This is a genomic window from Streptomyces huasconensis, from assembly GCF_021028635.1.
GTDB lineage: Bacteria > Actinomycetota > Actinomycetes > Streptomycetales > Streptomycetaceae > Streptomyces > Streptomyces huasconensis.
Window position 1 is genome coordinate 5246218 of sequence record NZ_CP086119.1, and the last position, 16648, is coordinate 5262865.

Genomic DNA, 16648 nt, shown 5'->3' on the forward strand with positions numbered 1-16648 from the left:
GCCCCTGCTCACCGGAGGCCTCTGGGGGTCGCCTTGAGGGCGGCGAGGCGGGCCTCCACCTCCGCCGCGTCGCCCACCCCGTCCAACTCCTCGAACTGCGCGTCGAGCGAGGACGCGGCGAGCTCCTGCTTGCCGAGCGCCCGCGCCTCCTCGCGCCGCACCTTCTCCTCGAAGCGGCTCAGCTCGCTGCTCGGGTCCAGCACGTCGATGGTCCGGGCGGTGTCCATCATCCGGTTCTGGTCCTGCGCCGTCCTGGCCCGCCCGCGCCGCGGCCCCGGCCACCGCCGGGCGTCGTACGCGTGGCGGCCCGCTTCTTGCGCCGCCGGTACGCGAGGAACGCGGCGACCCCGGCCGCGCCCGCCGCCGCCACCGGCAGCACGAGGTCACCGGCCACGGAGTCGTCCCGCCCACCGGAGTCGTCCCGCCCACCGGGGTCGGCCGGGCCAGGGGTGATCGACGGGGTGGGCACGGGACGGCCCGTGAGGACGGCGCGGTAGCCGTCCGCCGCGCCGATGGCGGCTCCGGCCCAGTCGTTCTGTCGCAGGGCGGGCCGGATGGCGGTGGTGGCCACCTCCTGGAGCTGGGCGTCACCGAGCCGGGAGTCCTCGTCCACGGAGTAGGCGAACTGCCGGTCGTGGGTGGCCACGGCGAGCAGCACGTCGTCCAGGCCCAGGCCGTTGCGCTCGGCGGTGGCGTCCGCCCAGCTCTGCGCGGTACGGCCGGAGAAGTCGCGTACGTAGACGACGAAGAGCTGCACGCCCCGGTCGTCGTAGAGCCGGTCGAGGGCCTCCTCCGCGGTGTCCGCGCGCTCCCCGAGGGCGGCTGTCTTGTCGGTGATCTGGCCGGTGCGGGAGAGCGTGACGGGGTCCTCGGCGAAGGCCGGCGCGGGACACAGCAGCGGGACCCAGGCGAGCAGCGCGGCCACGGCGACCGGGACTGCCCGCGCGGGCAGCCGCGGGGACGGCGTCACAGGCGTCACATGGTCGAGCGTAGGGCGGCCCCCGGGGCGCCGCGACCGGACGGGGCCCCGGCGCAGACCGCCGCCGGACGGGGCCCCGGCGCAGACCGCCGCCGCCCCGCGGCCCCCGCACGCCGGACGCGTACGGTGATCCGGTGCGGCACGCGTCGGGAGGCGGCCGGGAGCGGGAGGGGCGCCGGTGGGAGGGGCTCAGGTGGGGGGCGTCTGGACCGGGGTGCGGGAGCGAGTGCTCGCCCTGCGCTCCGCGCCGAACCGCAAGGCGGTGTTCGGCGCCGAGTTCCATGGCCACGGGCATGGCTTCGCGCTGCTCCCCGTGCTGACGGACGAGCAGGTGACCGCCGTCGAACGGCACCGCGGCGTGACGTTCCCGACGGAGTACCGCGGCTTCCTGCTGGAGGTCGGCGCGGGCGGCGCCGGACCCGACTACGGCCTGTTCCCCGTGCGCCCGGTCGGGCCGGACACGCCGCCCGCGCCACCCCACCTCGCCCGTCCCTTCCGCCCCGAGCGCACCCGGCAGCTCGCCGCCCACCAGGACACGGAGCCGCTGCGCGACGCGTACGGCGACACGCCCGAGGAAGAGGCGCGGTTCCGCCGCGAACATCACGTCTGGGACCGGCGCGAGGACGAGTTGCTTGAGACCCTGGCCGAGGGCACGCTCTGCGTGAGCGAGCAGGGCTGCGGTTACTACACGCTGCTGGCCCTCACCGGCCCGAGCGCGGCACCATGTGGCACGACGCGCGAGCGGCGGCCGAGGGCGCGCTCCCCGTCGAGTTCGTGGGCAGGCCCGGCCGGGTCACCTTCGCCGCCTGGTACCTCCACTGGCTGAACCGCGCGGAACGCCAGGCGATGCGCCCCCCGGAGACCACACACGCCACGCCTTGGCCGTCCGTGTAAACCTCCCACCCACGCCGTCATCGATCTCTCCCCCCCCGCGACTCTCCACCCGAGACTCACGTCCCGTCAGCCCGCGAACTCGGCCTCCGGATAGCGTCCCGAAGGCCGCTCCAGGAGGCCGTCGTCCTCCCCCTTCAGCCACCGGTCGAAGAACGACGCCACGTAGGCACGCTGAACCGCCACCGTCCGTGCCGGGTCGACCGTGCCGATGTGCTCCTCGATGGTCGCGCGGTCCACCCCGGCCGCGGGCAGCAGCGTCGCCAGGTCGGTGTACGTCTGGTGCCGGGAGTCCCGCAGCGTCACGTTCCGCTTCCAGCCGGTGCTGTGGGCCCAGAAGGACCGCCACGACGGCTCGGTCGTACGGTCGCTGCCCTCGCGGCCCATCAGCAGGAACGGGCGGTCCAGGCCGTGCCGCGCGACCGGCAGCAAGTTCGTGCCGTTCGGCTCGGGGTTGAACTCCAGCGTGCCGTCCAGGTCGACGCCCGCCGTGACCCTGCGGTCCTCGTACATCGTCTGGGCGGCGCAGACCCCGCCCGCGGACTGCCCGACCATGCCGACGCGGCCCCGGTCGACGATCGCGGACAGCCCGTGCGGAAGCGAGCCGAGGCGGTCGAGGACGAACCTGGCGTCGGCGACCCGGACCCCGAGGACCTTCTTGAGCAGGGCGGACATGGTGCCCTCGCGCTCCGCCTCGGCGAGCGCCGCGAGCAGCGGTCCGTTGTCCTTGACCGAGCCGTCGGGGAACTGCACGCCGGGGCTCTCGTAAGTGTGGTCGACGGTCACCACGACATGACCGCGGCTCGCCAGCTCCTCGACCAGCGTGGTGCCCCACGTGCGGGGGTCTCCCGCGCCCGCCGCGTACACCAGGACGGGACGCCGTCCGCCGCGGGTCTCGGGAGGCGCGGCCTGCCGGGCGTGCGTGCGCAGGGCGGCGAAGTCGAGGGCGCCCCGCGGGATGCCGTGCGGTGAGCCGGCGTCCCAGCGGGCGGCGGCGCCCGGTGCCATGTAGGGAGCGAGGCGGTGCCCTCCGCCCGGGCGGCCGGGCGCGGCCGGATACCAGACGTCGACCATCAGCTCGCGGTACGGCAGCGCGGGCACCCACGGGTCGGGCCGCGACCGGTCGACGAGCCGGGCGGACACCACCCCGATCGCGCACGGCCCGGTGGGCGCGGGCAGCCGGACCCGCGCACCGCTGCGGGACGCGGCGGCTGCCGCGGGCGTCGGCAGCAGGCCCGCGGCGAGCCCCGCGGCCGCGAGCCCGGCGAACGAACGACGGGTCAGAGAAGCACGAGAAGTCATGCCTCCATGCTGATCGTCACCGGCCGTCGCGACCATGGGGGAAAGCACGGAATTCCCGCCTGGGGGATCACCCCCACGACCCTGAGAACAGAACCCTGAGAACCCAACCCCGCCAACAGAAAGCAGGACCTGAGAACAGAACCCGGAGAACGGGCCCCGGCGTTACTCCCCCCGCCGCCGGATCTTGTTGCCGAGCCACACCAGCGGATCGTACTTACGATCGACCGCCCGTTCCTTCAAGGGAATCAGCGCGTTGTCCGTGATCTTGATGCCCTCCGGGCACACCTCCGTACAGCACTTGGTGATGTTGCAGTAGCCGAGCCCGTGCTCCTCCTGTGCCGTCCGCTTGCGGTCGAGGCCGGACTCCGCCGCCGCGTCCAGCGGGTGCATGTCCAGCTCGGCGACCCGCATCAAGAAGCGAGGCCCGGCGAAGGCGGCCTTGTTCTCCTCGTGGTCGCGCACCACATGGCACGTGTCCTGGCACAGGAAGCACTCGATGCACTTGCGGAACTCCTGCGAGCGGTCGACATCGGCCTGCTGCATGCGGTACTCGCCCGGCCCGAGCCCCTCGGGCGGCACGAACGCCGGCACCTCCCGAGCCTTGGTGTAGTTGAACCCGACGTCCGTCACCAGGTCCCGCACCACCGGGAAGGCCCGCAGCGGCGTGACCGTGATGACCTCGTCCCGCTCGAAGACCGACATGCGCGTCATGCACATCAGCCGCGGCCGGCCGTTGATCTCCGCCGAGCACGAACCGCACTTGCCCGCCTTGCAGTTCCACCGCACCGCGAGGTCGGGCGCCTGCGTGGCCTGGAGGCGGTGGATGATGTCGAGGACGACCTCGCCCTCGTTGACCTCGACCTTGAAGTCCTCCAGGCCCCCGCCGTCCACATCCCCGCGCCAGACCTTGAACCGCGCGTCGTACGAACTCGTCGAGCTCATTCGTACAGCTCCTCTTCAGCCAGGTACTTGACCAGCTCTTCCTTCTCGAAGAGGGCGAGCAGGTCGGGGCGGATGGGCTCGGTGGTGACGCGGACGAGGTCGATCTGGCCGCGCACCGGGTCGGTCGCCGCCAGTCCACCGCTGGGATCGGTCAGTTGACAGAGCAGGTTGGCGCGGCGCCACTCGCGGCTCATCGACGGATGGTCCTCGCGGGTGTGGCCGCCGCGGCTCTCCGTGCGCTCCAGGGCCGCGCGGGCGACGCACTCGCTGACCAGCAGCATGTTGCGCAGGTCGAGCGCGAGGTGCCAGCCGGGGTTGAACTGGCGGTGCCCCTCGACCCCCGCACGCCGCGCCCGTGCCCGCAGTTCGGCGAGCTTCTCCAGGGCCTGTTCCATCTCGGCCTCGCGGCGGATGATGCCGACCAGGTCGTTCATGGTCTGCTGAAGTTCCTGATGCAGGGTGTACGGGTTCTCCGGCGTCGCCCCGTCCTCCAGGCCCTCCGCGCTGAACGGCCGCAGCGCCTCGGCCGCCGCGGCGTCCACCTGCGCCTCGTCGACCACGGGCCGCGCGGCGAGACCGGCCGCGTACCGCGCCGCGTGCAGCCCCGCGCGCCGGCCGAAGACGAGCAGGTCGGACAGGGAGTTGCCGCCGAGCCGGTTGGAGCCGTGCATGCCGCCCGCGACCTCACCCGCCGCGTACAGCCCCGGCACGCGGCGCGCCGCCGCGGAGTCGGAGTCCACCGCGACGCCGCCCATCACGTAGTGGCAGGTCGGCCCGACCTCCATCGCCTCCGCCGTGATGTCGACGTCCGCCAGCTCCTTGAACTGGTGGTACATCGACGGCAGCCGCCGCTTGATGACCTCGGCGGGCATGCGTGTCGACACGTCCAGGAAGACGCCGCCGTGCGGTGAGCCGCGGCCCGCCTTGACCTCGGCGTTGATGGCGCGCGCGACCTCGTCGCGGGGGAGCAGCTCGGGCGGGCGGCGGTTGTGGTCCGGGTCGTCGTACCAGCGGTCGCCCTCCTCCTCCGACTGCGCGTACTTCTCCTTGAAGACGTCGGGGATGTAGTCGAACATGAACCGCTTGCCCTCGGAGTTCCTGAGGACCCCGCCGTCGCCGCGGACCGACTCGGTGACGAGGATGCCCTTGACCGACGGCGGCCAGACCATGCCCGTCGGATGGAACTGCACGAACTCCATGTTGAGCAGTGGCGCCCCGGCGAGCAGCGCCAGGGCGTGCCCGTCGCCCGTGTACTCCCACGAGTTCGACGTCACCTTGAAGGACTTGCCGATGCCGCCGGTCGCGAGGACGACGCTCGGTGCCTCCAGGACGAAGAAGCGGCCCGACTCGCGGTCGTAGCAGAAGGCCCCGCCGACCCGGTCGTCCTCCTTGAGCACGCGGGTGACCGTGCACTCCTGGAAGACCTTCAGCCGCGCCTCGTGGTCGCCCAGCTCCCGGAAGTCCTCCTGCTGGAGCGCGACGATCTTCTGCTGGAGGGTGCGGATCAGTTCGAGTCCGGTGCGGTCGCCGACATGGGCGAGGCGCGGGTACTCGTGCCCGCCGAAGTTGCGCTGGGAGATCCGCCCGTCCGGCGTACGGTCGAACAGGGCGCCCCACGTCTCCAGCTCCCACACCCGGTCCGGTGCTTCACGCGCGTGCAGCTCGGCCATCCGCCACTGGTTCAGGAACTTGCCGCCCCGCAGGGTGTCGCGGAAGTGCACCTGCCAGTTGTCGCCGGAGTTCACGTTGCCCATGGAGGCCGCGATGCCGCCCTCGGCCATCACCGTATGGGCCTTGCCGAACAGCGACTTGCAGATCACGGCCGTACGGGCGCCCTGCTCGCGCGCCTCGATCGCGGCCCGCAGACCGGCGCCCCCGGCACCCACCACGACAACGTCCCACTGCTGCCGCTCCACTTGAGACATCAGAACAACCTCGGATCGTCGAAGGCGCCGGACGCGATCAGGTACACGTAGAAGTCGGCGAGCGCGACGCTCAGCAACGACGCCCACGCGAGCTGCATGTGGCGTGCGTTCAGTTTTCCGACCCACTGCCACAGGCGGTACCGGACCGGGTGCTTGGAGAAGTGCTTGAGCTTGCCCCCGACGATGTGCCGGCACGAGTGGCAGGAGAGGGTGTACGCCCAGATCAGCGTGATGTTGAGCAGGAAGACGAGCGTGCCGAGGCCCATGTGGCCCCACGCGTAGTGCTCGTCGCGGAACGTCAGCACGGTGTCGTACGTGAGGATGCCCGCGACCGGCACCGCCGCGTAGAAGAAGTACCGGTGGATGTTCTGGAGCACCAGGGGGAAGCGGGTCTCACCCGTGTACTTCTTGTGCGGCTCGGCGACCGCGCAGGCGGGCGGTGACGCCCAGAAGCCGCGGTAGTAGGCCTTGCGGTAGTAGTAGCAGGTCAGCCGGAAACCGAGCGGAAAGATCAGGATCAGCAGCGCGGGCGACAGGCCCCACCAGCTGCCGAAGATCTCCCAGTTGGGGCCGGAGCGCATCGGCTCGCAGTTGTCGGCCAGGCACGGGGAGTAGAACGGCGAGACGTAGGGCGCCTGGTAGTAGTCCGCGTTCGCGAACGCCCGCCAGGTCGAGTAGACGACGAAGGCGAGCAGCCCGGCGGCGGTCGCCGCGGGCGCCAGCCACCAGCGGTCGGTCCGCAGGTGGGCAGCGGCGATCGCGGCGCGCGTGCCGTCGCGCACACCGCCGCCGGGGGCCGTTCCGCTCTTCGGTTGAGGTTCCGTGCCGGTGGCCAACGAGGCTCCACTCCTTCGTCCTCGGGTACCGCGATGTCAGGCGTACGGGTGTACTCGCGTACGGGCATGCGGACGTACTGGCATACGGACGTACGGGAATGCGGGTGTACGGATGTACGGGGGAGGGCTCGGCGGGGCGGATGTCAGGGGGCGCGGCGGTCGCGGGCTCCCAGGCCCTCGTCGTCGCAGTCCCCGGCGTTCGTCCACAGCGAGCGGTCGTACGGCGTGTCGGAGATGGTCACGAGGTCGGTGCGCAGCGGCCGCCCGCGCGGCGCGGGGGGCGCGGTGGCGGAGCGCAGCAGGGCGACACTCTCGCTCAGCCGGTCGGTGTCCGTGCGCACCCGGCGTATGTCGACCCCCGCCAGCTGGTCGCCGGCCTGGCGCTCCAGCCTGCCGACGGTGCGGACCAACTCGTCGACGCAGCGCTGTACGGCCGTCAGTTCATCGTGCAGAGCCATGACTTGCCCTCACTTCTGGGGGGTGCGGTGGCAATGCTCATGCGCCTGCGAGTGTCGCGCGTCACATCCCGGCTTGTGAAGAGATCTGCGCCGATTGCCGGATCGAGCGGGGTGAACGCGCCGGATCACGCCCCCTCGCCGCGCCGATCCCGCCGCACCGGCACTCCGGCGCGTTGGGCCGCACGAGTGGCATCCGGGCGCCGCCGCGCCGTGTCTGCGCCGTACGGCCCGCACGGTCACCTTCAGTGGGGCCATAGATGTGATCAGCTCCATATACCGCCAAACGTGATCAATCCCGGCCCGGTCCTGGTAGCGGGGGGCCGGGCGAGCCCCGGACCCCGGAGGTACCAGCCATGTCCCACGACCGCGTCGGAGTCAGATCTGTCGTGTTCCTCGCGACGGGGGTGCTGGTTCTGCCCGCCCTCGCCGGATGCAGCTCGCACGACGAGGCCGGCAAGCCGGCCGCCGGCCAGGACATCGCTCCCGCCGCCCGGGGCATGGTCGCCGACGGAGGGACCATGAACTGGGCACTCGACGCGCTGCCCGAGACCCTCAACACCTTCCAGTCCGACGCCGACGCGGGCACCTCGCGGATCGCGGGCGCGGTCCTGCCCTCCCTGTTCCGCCTCGACGCGCAGGGCAGGCCGCAGCGCAACGCCGACTTCCTGGAGTCGGCGGAGGTCGTGGAGCGCGAACCCCGGCAGGTCGTCCTGTACAAGCTCAACCAGCAGGCGGTCTGGAGCGACGGCCGGGAGATCGGCGCCGACGACTTCGCGGCCCAGTGGCGGGCCCTGTCCGGCAAGGACACCGCGTACTGGACCGCGCGGAACGCCGGATACGACCGCATCGAGAAGATCGAACGCGGCGCGAACAACCTGGAGGTGCGCGTCACCTTCAACAAGCCGTACGCGGACTGGCGCTCCCTGTTCTCCCCGCTCTACCCCAAGCAGGTCATGGGCAGCCCCGACTCCTTCAACGACGGCGCCCGCCGCAGACTGAAGGCGACCGCGGGCCCCTTCGCGCTCACCGGGATCGACCGGAAGGCCGGCGAGGTGACCCTGGGGCGCAACCCGCGCTGGTGGGGGCGGCCGGCCAAGCTCGACAAGCTGGTGCTGCGCGAGGTGTCCCGCAACGAGCGCGCCGAGGCGCTTGCCAAGGGCAAGGTCGACCTCGCCGAGATCGACTCCGCGGAGGCCGGGCGGATCTCGCTCGCCGCCGGCGGCAAGGCGGGCGAAGGCGCGCCCGCCCACGGCCCCGGCGCGCAGCTGACGCCCGCCAAGGCCCTGCGCTCCTGGGCCATCGTCAACGGCTCCGACGAGGAGGCCGCGCAGGCCGAGTACGAGGCCCGCGAGAAGACCCGCAGGGCGGTCAAGAGGTACGCGACCGAGCAGGCGGGCCTGAGCGGCTACGTGGTCCGCAAGTCCCTCGAACCGGCCTACACCCAGCTCGCCCTCAACGGCTCCGCGGGCCCGCTCGCGGACGACCGGGTGCGCCGCGCGGTGGCCCGGGCCCTGGACCGCGAGGAACTCGCCGAGGCGGTGCTCAAGCCGCTCGGCCTGCCCGCCGAGCCGGTCGGCAGCCACCTCGCCCTCGCCGGACAGGAGGCGTACGCGGACAACAGCGGGGCCCTCGGCGAGCAGGACACCGCCGAGGCGCGGGCGCTGCTGGCGGACGCGGGCTGGGTGCCGGGCGGACCGGTCAAGAACGAACTGAAGGACAAGAAGAAGACGAAGACGGCGGGCGGCGAGTCCTCCGCCGAGCCGACCGACACGGAGTCCGGCTCCGGCTCCGGCTCCGAGGCCGGGTCCGACGACGGCACGTACATCGTCGGCGAGGAGGACGGGAAGCCCGGTGACAGCGGCGCCTCCGTGTTCGCGCCCGCCGCGGCCCATCAGAAGGCCGCGCTGACCCGCCAGGCGGACATCCTGCGGCCGCCGGCCGAGGCCGAGACGGAGCAGCGGAGGAAGGCCGAACGGAAGGCGGCGAAGAAGGCGGAGAAGGCGAAGAAGGCGGACAAGAAGAGGTCCGCCAAGAGAGCCGCCAAGAAGGCCGCCGAAAGGGCCGAAATGCGGGCTGAGAAGCGGGCCGAGAAGCGGCGCGAACACAGTTCCGAGAGCAGGTCGGGACACCGGTCCGAGAACAGGCTGGAGAACAGGTTCGAGAACAGCCGGTCCGAGAAGAAGGACGCCGCCGACCGCACCGGGCAGCAGGCCGACCGGCAGTCCGCGGCCAGGACCCACTCCCGGGACCAGGCCAAGGGCGGTGCCCCCGGCGCGTACGCCCCCAAGGGCACCCCCGCACCCGCCGCCGGCGCACCGCTCGCCAAGGACGGCAAGCCCCTCACCCTCCGCTTCGTGCTGCCCTCCGGCGACGGGTCGGAGCCGCTGCGGGCGGTGGCCGACCGCATCTCGCGCATGCTGGAGAAGATCGGCGTGCGCACGGAGACGGCGAAGGTCTCCGACAGCAGCTACTTCAAGGACCACATCGCCTCGGGCCAGTACGACCTGGCCCTGTACTCGTGGCCCGCGTCGGCCTTCCCCGCCACCGACGCCCGCCCGATCTACGCCAAGCCGGTCCCGGCCGCGGACGGCTCGCTGAACGTCGAGCAGAACTACACGCGCGTCGGCACCGACCACATCGACCAGCTCTTCGACCAGGCGATCAGCGAACTCGACGAAGAAACGTCACGCTCCTTGGTGAAGAAGGCCGATGCCCGCATCTGGGCCGAGGCGGGCTCCATCCCGCTCTACCAGCGGCCCCAGCTGACGGCGGCCCGCCCGAACCTCGCCAACGCCGGTGCCTTCGGCTTCCAGGCCCCGAACTACGAGGACATCGGCTTCCTGAAGCCGGGTGCGAAGCCGTCCGGCGCGCCCTCGGCGAAGTGACGCACAGAAGTCACGCACAGAAGTGAGGCACGAGTGGTGACGCACGTCGCGTCCAAGTGACGTACACCATCTCTTCACGGGACCGACGCTCAGATTCCGCTCAACTCCCTTGCCCGCCGACCACCTCGGCGGGCAAGGTCGTATCAACCCATTGACCTGCGGTTTCACCCCTGACGCCCCTGTTCCGGGCAGCCGCTCGCGGCTGCCCGGAAACCCCCCGCGGAGGCCGCCTCCGCGCGAGCCACGTAGACTGGGGTAAGGCCGTGGCGTGTTGTCTGCCCGGCAGGGCCGCGTACCGGACCGTACGCGCCGCCGACCACTCTTCCCGGGAGAAGCGCAGCTGTATGCCCACGCGCCACGACATTCGTAACGTCGCCATCGTCGCCCACGTCGACCACGGCAAGACGACCATCGTCGATGCCATGCTCAAGCAGGCCGGAGCCTTCGCCGCCCACGCCGCGGAGTCGCTCGACGACCGCATGATGGACTCGAACGACCTGGAGCGTGAGAAGGGCATCACGATCCTGGCCAAGAACACGGCCGTGAAGTACCACCCCAAGGATGGTGGCGAGCCGATCACCATCAACATCATCGACACCCCCGGCCACGCCGACTTCGGTGGCGAGGTCGAGCGCGGCCTGTCGATGGTGGACGCGGTCGTCCTGCTCGTGGACGCCTCCGAGGGCCCGCTGCCGCAGACCCGCTTCGTGCTCCGCAAGGCCCTCCAGGCCCGGATGCCGGTCATCCTGTGCATCAACAAGACCGACCGCCCGGACTCCCGGATCGACGAGGTCGTCAACGAGACGTACGACCTCTTCCTCGACCTGGACGCCGACGAGGACCAGATCGAGTTCCCGATCGTCTACGCCTGCGGCCGTGACGGCATCGCCTCGCTGACCAAGCCGGAGGACGGCACCGTCCCGGCCGACAGCGACAGCCTGGAGCCGTTCTTCACGACGATCCTGGAGCACGTCCCCGCTCCGGAGTACGACGAGTCGGCCCCCCTCCAGGCCCACGTCACCAACCTGGACGCGGACAACTTCCTCGGCCGTATCGCGCTCTGCCGCGTCGAGCAGGGCGAGCTGCGCAAGGGCCAGACGGTCACGTGGATCAAGCGCGACGGCACCCAGCAGAACGTCCGCATCACCGAGCTGATGATGACCGAGGCGCTCACCCGCAAGCCCGCCGAGAAGGCCGGCCCCGGTGACATCTGCGCCATCGCCGGCATCTCGGACATCATGATCGGCGAGACCCTGGCCGACCCCGAGAACCCGATCGCGCTGCCGCTGATCACGGTCGACGAGCCGGCGATCTCCATGACCATCGGTACGAACACCTCGCCGCTGGTCGGCAAGGGCGGCAAGGGCCACAAGGTCACCGCCCGTCAGGTGAAGGACCGCCTGGACAAGGAGCTGATCGGCAACGTCTCGCTCCGCGTCCTGGACACCGAGCGCCCCGACGCCTGGGAGGTGCAGGGCCGCGGTGAGCTGGCGCTGGCCATCCTCGTCGAGACCATGCGCCGGGAAGGCTTCGAGCTGACCGTCGGCAAGCCCGAGGTGGTCACCAAGGAGATCAACGGCAAGGTCCACGAGCCGATCGAGCGCATGACGATCGACTCGCCCGAGGAGCACCTCGGCGCCATCACGCAGCTGATGGCCGCCCGCAAGGGCCGCATGGAGACCATGACGAACCACGGTTCGGGCTGGATTCGCATGGAGTGGATCGTCCCGTCCCGCGGCCTCATCGGCTTCCGTACGGAGTTCCTCACCCAGACCCGCGGCACCGGCATCGCGCACTCCATCTTCGAGGGCCACGAGCCGTGGTTCGGCGAGCTGAAGACCCGTAACAACGGCTCCCTGGTCGCCGACCGCGCGGGCAAGGTCACGCCGTTCGCGATGATCAACCTCCAGGAGCGCGGTGTCATCTTCACCGAGCCCGGCACCGAGGTGTACGAGGGCATGATCATCGGCGAGAACTCGCGCGCCGATGACATGGACGTGAACATCACCAAGGAGAAGAAGCTCACCAACATGCGCGCCGCGTCGGCCGACTCCACGGAGAACGTGGTCCCGCCGCGCAAGCTGTCGCTCGAGCAGTCCCTGGAGTTCTGCCGTGACGACGAGTGCATCGAGGTGACCCCGGAGACCGTGCGCATCCGCAAGGTCGTCCTGGACCAGAAGGAGCGCGGCCGCGCCGCGTCGCGCGCCAAGCACAGCTGACGCCTGACACGCGGCAGCCCCCGTCAGGGCTGACCCACGTCAAAGGGCCGGTCTCCCCGCAGAGTTCTGCGGGGAGACCGGCCCTTCGGCTTTGCCCGCGCCACACCCTGTGATGTGACCGACGCCGGGCCCGGCGTCGTCCGAGGCCATGGCCGCCCGGCGCGGCGATCACGGCCTGTGACGATTTCGCCGTGTTTGGCGGGCCGGGGCCGGCCCGCCAAGCAGCGGAAACGCCCTCCGCGCAACCGGATTCTCTCCGCCAGACGTCCGCTGAGCGGACACACGTGGTCGATACATGGGCAACGAGTCCGTTTCGCAACCATCTATCTCAGATCGATATGTCCGGATTTTGGAAGTTGTACGGGCCAGGTGTGATTGAACCGAGACCAAAAGGGTGTGGTCGACCGGTACCTCATGGCTAATAGTTGACCGCGTATAGCTCGGGTCAATGGGTCACGCGCTGTGGGGAGCGCCGACTCACGAGCACACTGGGGTACTCGATCTTCGTCGTCAGGGGTGTCGACGAGGTCACTTGTACCCCCTCTCGCAGTGAACAAGTGGACTCATGAGGAGGAACCCCATGCGTGGTGCCAAGAGCGCCAAGTGGGTCGCCATAGCCGGTGTCGTGGCGCTGACCGCGACCGCCTGCGGCGGCAGTGACAGCGATGGCGACAAGTCGGCGGGCAAGCCCAAGGGCTATGTGTCGATCGACGTCGGCGAGCCGCAGAAGCCGCTGATCCCGTCGGACACCAACGAGACCCTGGGCTCGTACGTCATCCAAGCGCTCTTCACCGGCCTCGCCGAGTTCGACGCCGACAGCAAGCTCGTCATGACGGGTGCCGAGTCGGTCAAGCCGTCGAGCGACAACAAGACGTGGACCATCAAGCTCAAGCCGGGCTGGACGTTCCACAACGGCGAGAAGGTCACCGCGCAGTCCTACGTCGACGCGTGGAACTGGTACGCGAACGTCGACAACAAGCAGCAGAACGCCTTCTGGTTCCAGGACATCGCGGGTTACGAGGACGTCCACCCGGCCAAGGAGGGCGCCAAGCCCACCAAGGACAAGATGTCCGGCCTTAAGGTCGTCGACGAGAACACCTTCACGGTCTCGCTGACCAACGGCGTCCCGTACTGGGACTACAAGCTGGGCTACTACACCTTCGCGCCGCTCCCGAAGGCCTTCTACAAGGACCCCAAGGCGTTCGGCCAGAAGCCGATCGGCAACGGCCCGTACAAGTTCCAGAAGTGGCAGCACAAGAAGCTGATCCAGGTCGCCGCCTACGACGGCTACAAGGGTCCGAACAAGGCCAAGAACAAGGGCATTCAGTTCAAGAACTACACGACCGTCGAGGCGGCCTACCAGGACCTGCTCTCGGGCAACCTGGACATGATCCGCCAGGTCGGTCCGAAGGACCTGCCCAAGCTGAAGTCGGACCTCGGCGACCGCGCGATCGAGCAGCCCTACGCCGCTGTCCAGTCGATCGTCCCGGCGTTCTACAGCAAGACGTTCAAGGACATCGACCCCAAGGTCCTCCAGGGCCTGTCCATGGCGATCGACCGCAAGACCATCACGGCCAAGACGCTGCACAACTCGCGCGTGCCGGCCGAGGGCTTCGCGCCGCAGAACGTCCAGGGCGGCCAGAAGCTCGACACGGACGTCTTCACGTACAACCCGAAGAAGGCCAAGTCCCTCATCAAGCAGGGCGGCGGCGTCCCGGGCAACAAGCTCTGGATTCAGTTCAACGCCGACGGCGGCCACAAGGAGTGGGTGACCGCGGTCTGCGAGTCCATCCGCAACGCCACCGGAGTCGAGTGCGTCCCGGACGCCAAGCCGGACTTCCAGACGGACCTCGACGCCCGTGACAACCGACAGGTCAAGAGCTTCTACCGCGGTGGCTGGGTGGCGGACTACCCGCTGAACATCAACTTCATGCACGACCTCTACGGGTCCACGGCCGAGGCCAACAACGGCCAGTTCAAGGACAAGGAAGTCGACGAGCTCTTCAAGAAGGGCGACCACTCCAAGACCCTGGAAGGCTCCATCAAGGCCTACCAGGAGGCGGAGAAGGTCCTCGTCGAGAAGATGCCCGCCATCCCGCTGTGGTACTACGCGATCAACGGCGGTCACGGCAAGAACGTCGACAACGTCAAGATCGACTACCGCGGTGACTTCATCCTGACGGACGTCACCGTCAAGTAACGGGTGCCTTCGGGTCCCATCCCCTCTCGGCCGTAGCCCGGTGGTGGCGCGGACAACGCACCACCACACGGGCACCCCGGACGGGCCGCCCTCCCCGAACCGGAGGAGGGCGGCCCTTCCGGGTGCAACCCCCTCACGGAGGCGCTCATGGGGCGATATGTCGTTCGGCGACTGCTCCAGATGATCCCGGTCTTCATCGGGTCAACCTTCCTCGTCTTCTCCATGATGTTCGCGCTGCCCGGTGATCCCGTGCGCGCGCTCTTCGGGGAGCAGACCATCGACCCAACCCAGATCGCGCGCATCAAGCACGACCTGGGTCTCGACAAGCCATTCCTCGCCCAGTACTGGGACTACCTGACCGGTATCTTCCAGGGCGACTTCGGCACGCAGATCGCGAGCCAGCGGCCCGTCGCGGACGTGATCTCGGAAGCGTTCCCGACCACGGTCAGGCTCGCGCTCTTCGCGTTCGTGTTCCTGGTGGTCGTCGGCATCACGCTCGGCGTCATCGGCGGCCTGCGGCCCAACACGCTCACGGACCGCACCCTGCTCGTGCTCGCCCTGCTGCTGATCTCCGCGCCGTCGTTCGTGCTCGGCTACCTCTTCCAGTACTTCTTCGCCTTCGTCCTCAACTGGACCGAGCCGAATGTCCAGGACGCGACCGACTACGGACAGTTGCTGCTGCCGGCCATCGTCCTGTCCGCGCTCTCCCTCGCGTACGTCACCCGACTGACCCGCACGTCGGTCGCGGAGAACCTGCGCGCCGACTATGTGCGCACGGCCATCGCCAAGGGCCTGCCGCGCCGTCGTGTCATCGGCGTCCACCTGGTGCGCAACTCGATGATCCCCGTCGTCACCTTCCTCGGCATCGAGATCGGCACCCTGATGGGTGGGGCCATCGTCACCGAGGGCATCTTCAACGTCCGCGGTGTGGGCTTCGAGATCTTCGAGGCGCTCTCCCGCCGCGAGGGATCGACGGTCGTCGGCATCGTCACGCTGATCGTGGTGGTGTACCTCGCCGCCAGCCTTCTCGTCGACCTGCTCTACGCGGTCCTGGACCCGAGGATCCGTTATGCCTGAGACGCTCACCGTCAAGGACACCACCGTGCCGGGTGCCCCCGAGGTCGCCCCCGAGAAGGCCGACAAGGCGCGCAGCCTGTGGACGGACGCCTGGTACGACCTCAGGCGCAACCCGCTCTTCGTCATCTCCGCGGTGCTCATCGTGCTGCTTCTCGCCATGGCGGTCGCTCCGGGCCTGTTCACCGGCACCGACCCGCGCAAGGCGGACCTCGCCAACCGGTACCTGCAAAAGCCCCACTTCGGCAACGTCTTCCAGGCCGACTGGCTCGGCTATGACGTGCAGGGCCGCTCGGTGTGGGCCCGCATGGTCTACGGCACCCGCAACTCGCTCTCCGTGGGCATCTGCGTGACCCTGCTCGTCACGTTCTTCGGCAGTCTCGTCGGCACCCTCGCCGGTTACTTCGGCGGCTGGGTGGACGCGATCCTCTCCCGGCTCACGGACATCTTCTTCGGCGTCCCCTTCCTGCTGGGCGCCATGGTCATCCTGACCTCGTTCGCCGAGCGCAAGCTGTACGTCGTCATCCTGTCCCTGGCCTTCCTCGGCTGGACCCAGATCGCCCGTGTCTCGCGTGGTGCCGTGATCTCCGTCAAGGAGGCCGACTACGTGACGGCGGCCCGCGCCCTGGGCGCCTCCACCAGCCGGATCCTGCTGCGGCACATCCTGCCCAACGCCGCGGCCCCCGTGATCGTCGTCGCCACGATCGCCCTCGGCGGCTACATCGCGGCCGAGGCCACCCTGTCGTACCTGGGACTCGGCATCGCCGAGCCGACGGTCTCCTGGGGCATGGACGTGTCCGCCGCCAAGGACCAGCTGCGCACGGCTCCGCACACCCTGCTGATGCCGTCCATCCTGGTGTCGATCACTGTCCTGGCGTTCCTGATGTTCGGCGATGCTGTACGCAACGCCCTCGACCCGAAGATGCGCTAGGAGGGC

General features: G+C 69.9%; 11 protein-coding genes and 2 pseudogenes. 6 read left to right on the forward strand and 7 right to left on the reverse strand.

Going from position 1 to position 16648, the window contains the following annotated elements; genetic code table 11:
- Positions 1–8 precede the first annotated feature (8 nt).
- Together J2N69_RS24085 and J2N69_RS24090 are read right to left on the reverse strand one after the other, a co-directional pair.
- Positions 9–260, reverse strand: a pseudogene (locus J2N69_RS24085) (PspA/IM30 family protein); the annotation flags it as partial.
- Positions 257–952 (reverse strand): annotated as a pseudogene (locus J2N69_RS24090) (TPM domain-containing protein); the annotation flags it as partial. The pseudogenes J2N69_RS24085 and J2N69_RS24090, both read right to left, overlap by 4 nt.
- Before the next feature lie 205 nt (positions 953–1157).
- Here J2N69_RS24090 and J2N69_RS24095 point away from each other — a divergent pair.
- Positions 1158–1805, forward strand: coding sequence for an SMI1/KNR4 family protein (locus tag J2N69_RS24095; RefSeq protein ID WP_230902591.1), 648 nt, complete (start codon positions 1158–1160; stop codon positions 1803–1805).
- A gap of 134 nt (positions 1806–1939) precedes the next feature.
- Here J2N69_RS24095 and J2N69_RS24100 read toward each other — a convergent pair whose 3' ends face one another.
- The 5 genes from J2N69_RS24100 to J2N69_RS24120 all read right to left on the reverse strand — a co-directional run bounded on the left by J2N69_RS24100 (position 1940) and on the right by J2N69_RS24120 (position 7333).
- Entirely contained in the window at positions 1940–3172 is a 1233-nt protein-coding gene (locus J2N69_RS24100) for an alpha/beta hydrolase family protein (protein WP_230902592.1), read from the reverse strand.
- Positions 3173–3334: 162 nt separating this feature from the next.
- On the reverse strand, positions 3335–4114 hold the full coding sequence (locus J2N69_RS24105) for a succinate dehydrogenase/fumarate reductase iron-sulfur subunit (protein WP_230902593.1): 780 nt from the start codon (positions 4112–4114) through the stop codon (positions 3335–3337).
- A complete protein-coding gene (locus J2N69_RS24110) occupies positions 4111–6039 on the reverse strand; it encodes a fumarate reductase/succinate dehydrogenase flavoprotein subunit (protein ID WP_230902594.1) in 1929 nt (642 codons plus the stop codon). Before J2N69_RS24110 ends, J2N69_RS24105 begins: the two co-directional genes overlap by 4 nt.
- Entirely contained in the window at positions 6039–6875 is an 837-nt protein-coding gene (locus tag J2N69_RS24115; RefSeq protein ID WP_127909491.1) for a hypothetical protein, read from the reverse strand. Before J2N69_RS24115 ends, J2N69_RS24110 begins: the two co-directional genes overlap by 1 nt.
- Positions 6876–7018: 143 nt before the next feature.
- Positions 7019–7333, reverse strand: coding sequence for a hypothetical protein (locus J2N69_RS24120; RefSeq protein WP_230902595.1), 315 nt, complete (start codon positions 7331–7333; stop codon positions 7019–7021).
- A gap of 353 nt (positions 7334–7686) precedes the next feature.
- Here J2N69_RS24120 and J2N69_RS24125 point away from each other — a divergent pair, with 353 nt between their 5' ends.
- The 5 genes from J2N69_RS24125 to J2N69_RS24145 all read left to right on the forward strand — a co-directional run bounded on the left by J2N69_RS24125 (position 7687) and on the right by J2N69_RS24145 (position 16642).
- Positions 7687–10218, forward strand: coding sequence for an ABC transporter substrate-binding protein (locus J2N69_RS24125; RefSeq protein ID WP_230902596.1), 2532 nt, complete (start codon positions 7687–7689; stop codon positions 10216–10218).
- Positions 10219–10562: 344 nt separating this feature from the next.
- Positions 10563–12437: a translational GTPase TypA gene (gene typA, locus J2N69_RS24130; protein WP_127909489.1), complete on the forward strand. Its 1875-nt coding sequence runs from the start codon at positions 10563–10565 to the stop codon at positions 12435–12437.
- A gap of 580 nt (positions 12438–13017) precedes the next feature.
- Positions 13018–14637, forward strand: a complete 1620-nt coding sequence (locus J2N69_RS24135) for a peptide ABC transporter substrate-binding protein (RefSeq protein ID WP_230902597.1) — start codon at positions 13018–13020, stop codon at positions 14635–14637.
- 147 nt (positions 14638–14784) lie between these two features.
- The gene (locus J2N69_RS24140) at positions 14785–15714 is read left to right on the forward strand and encodes an ABC transporter permease (protein ID WP_230902598.1); all 930 of its coding nucleotides are present in this window, start codon (positions 14785–14787) and stop codon (positions 15712–15714) included.
- A complete protein-coding gene (locus tag J2N69_RS24145) occupies positions 15707–16642 on the forward strand; it encodes an ABC transporter permease (protein ID WP_127909486.1) in 936 nt (311 codons plus the stop codon). Before J2N69_RS24140 ends, J2N69_RS24145 begins: the two co-directional genes overlap by 8 nt.
- Positions 16643–16648 lie beyond the last annotated feature (6 nt).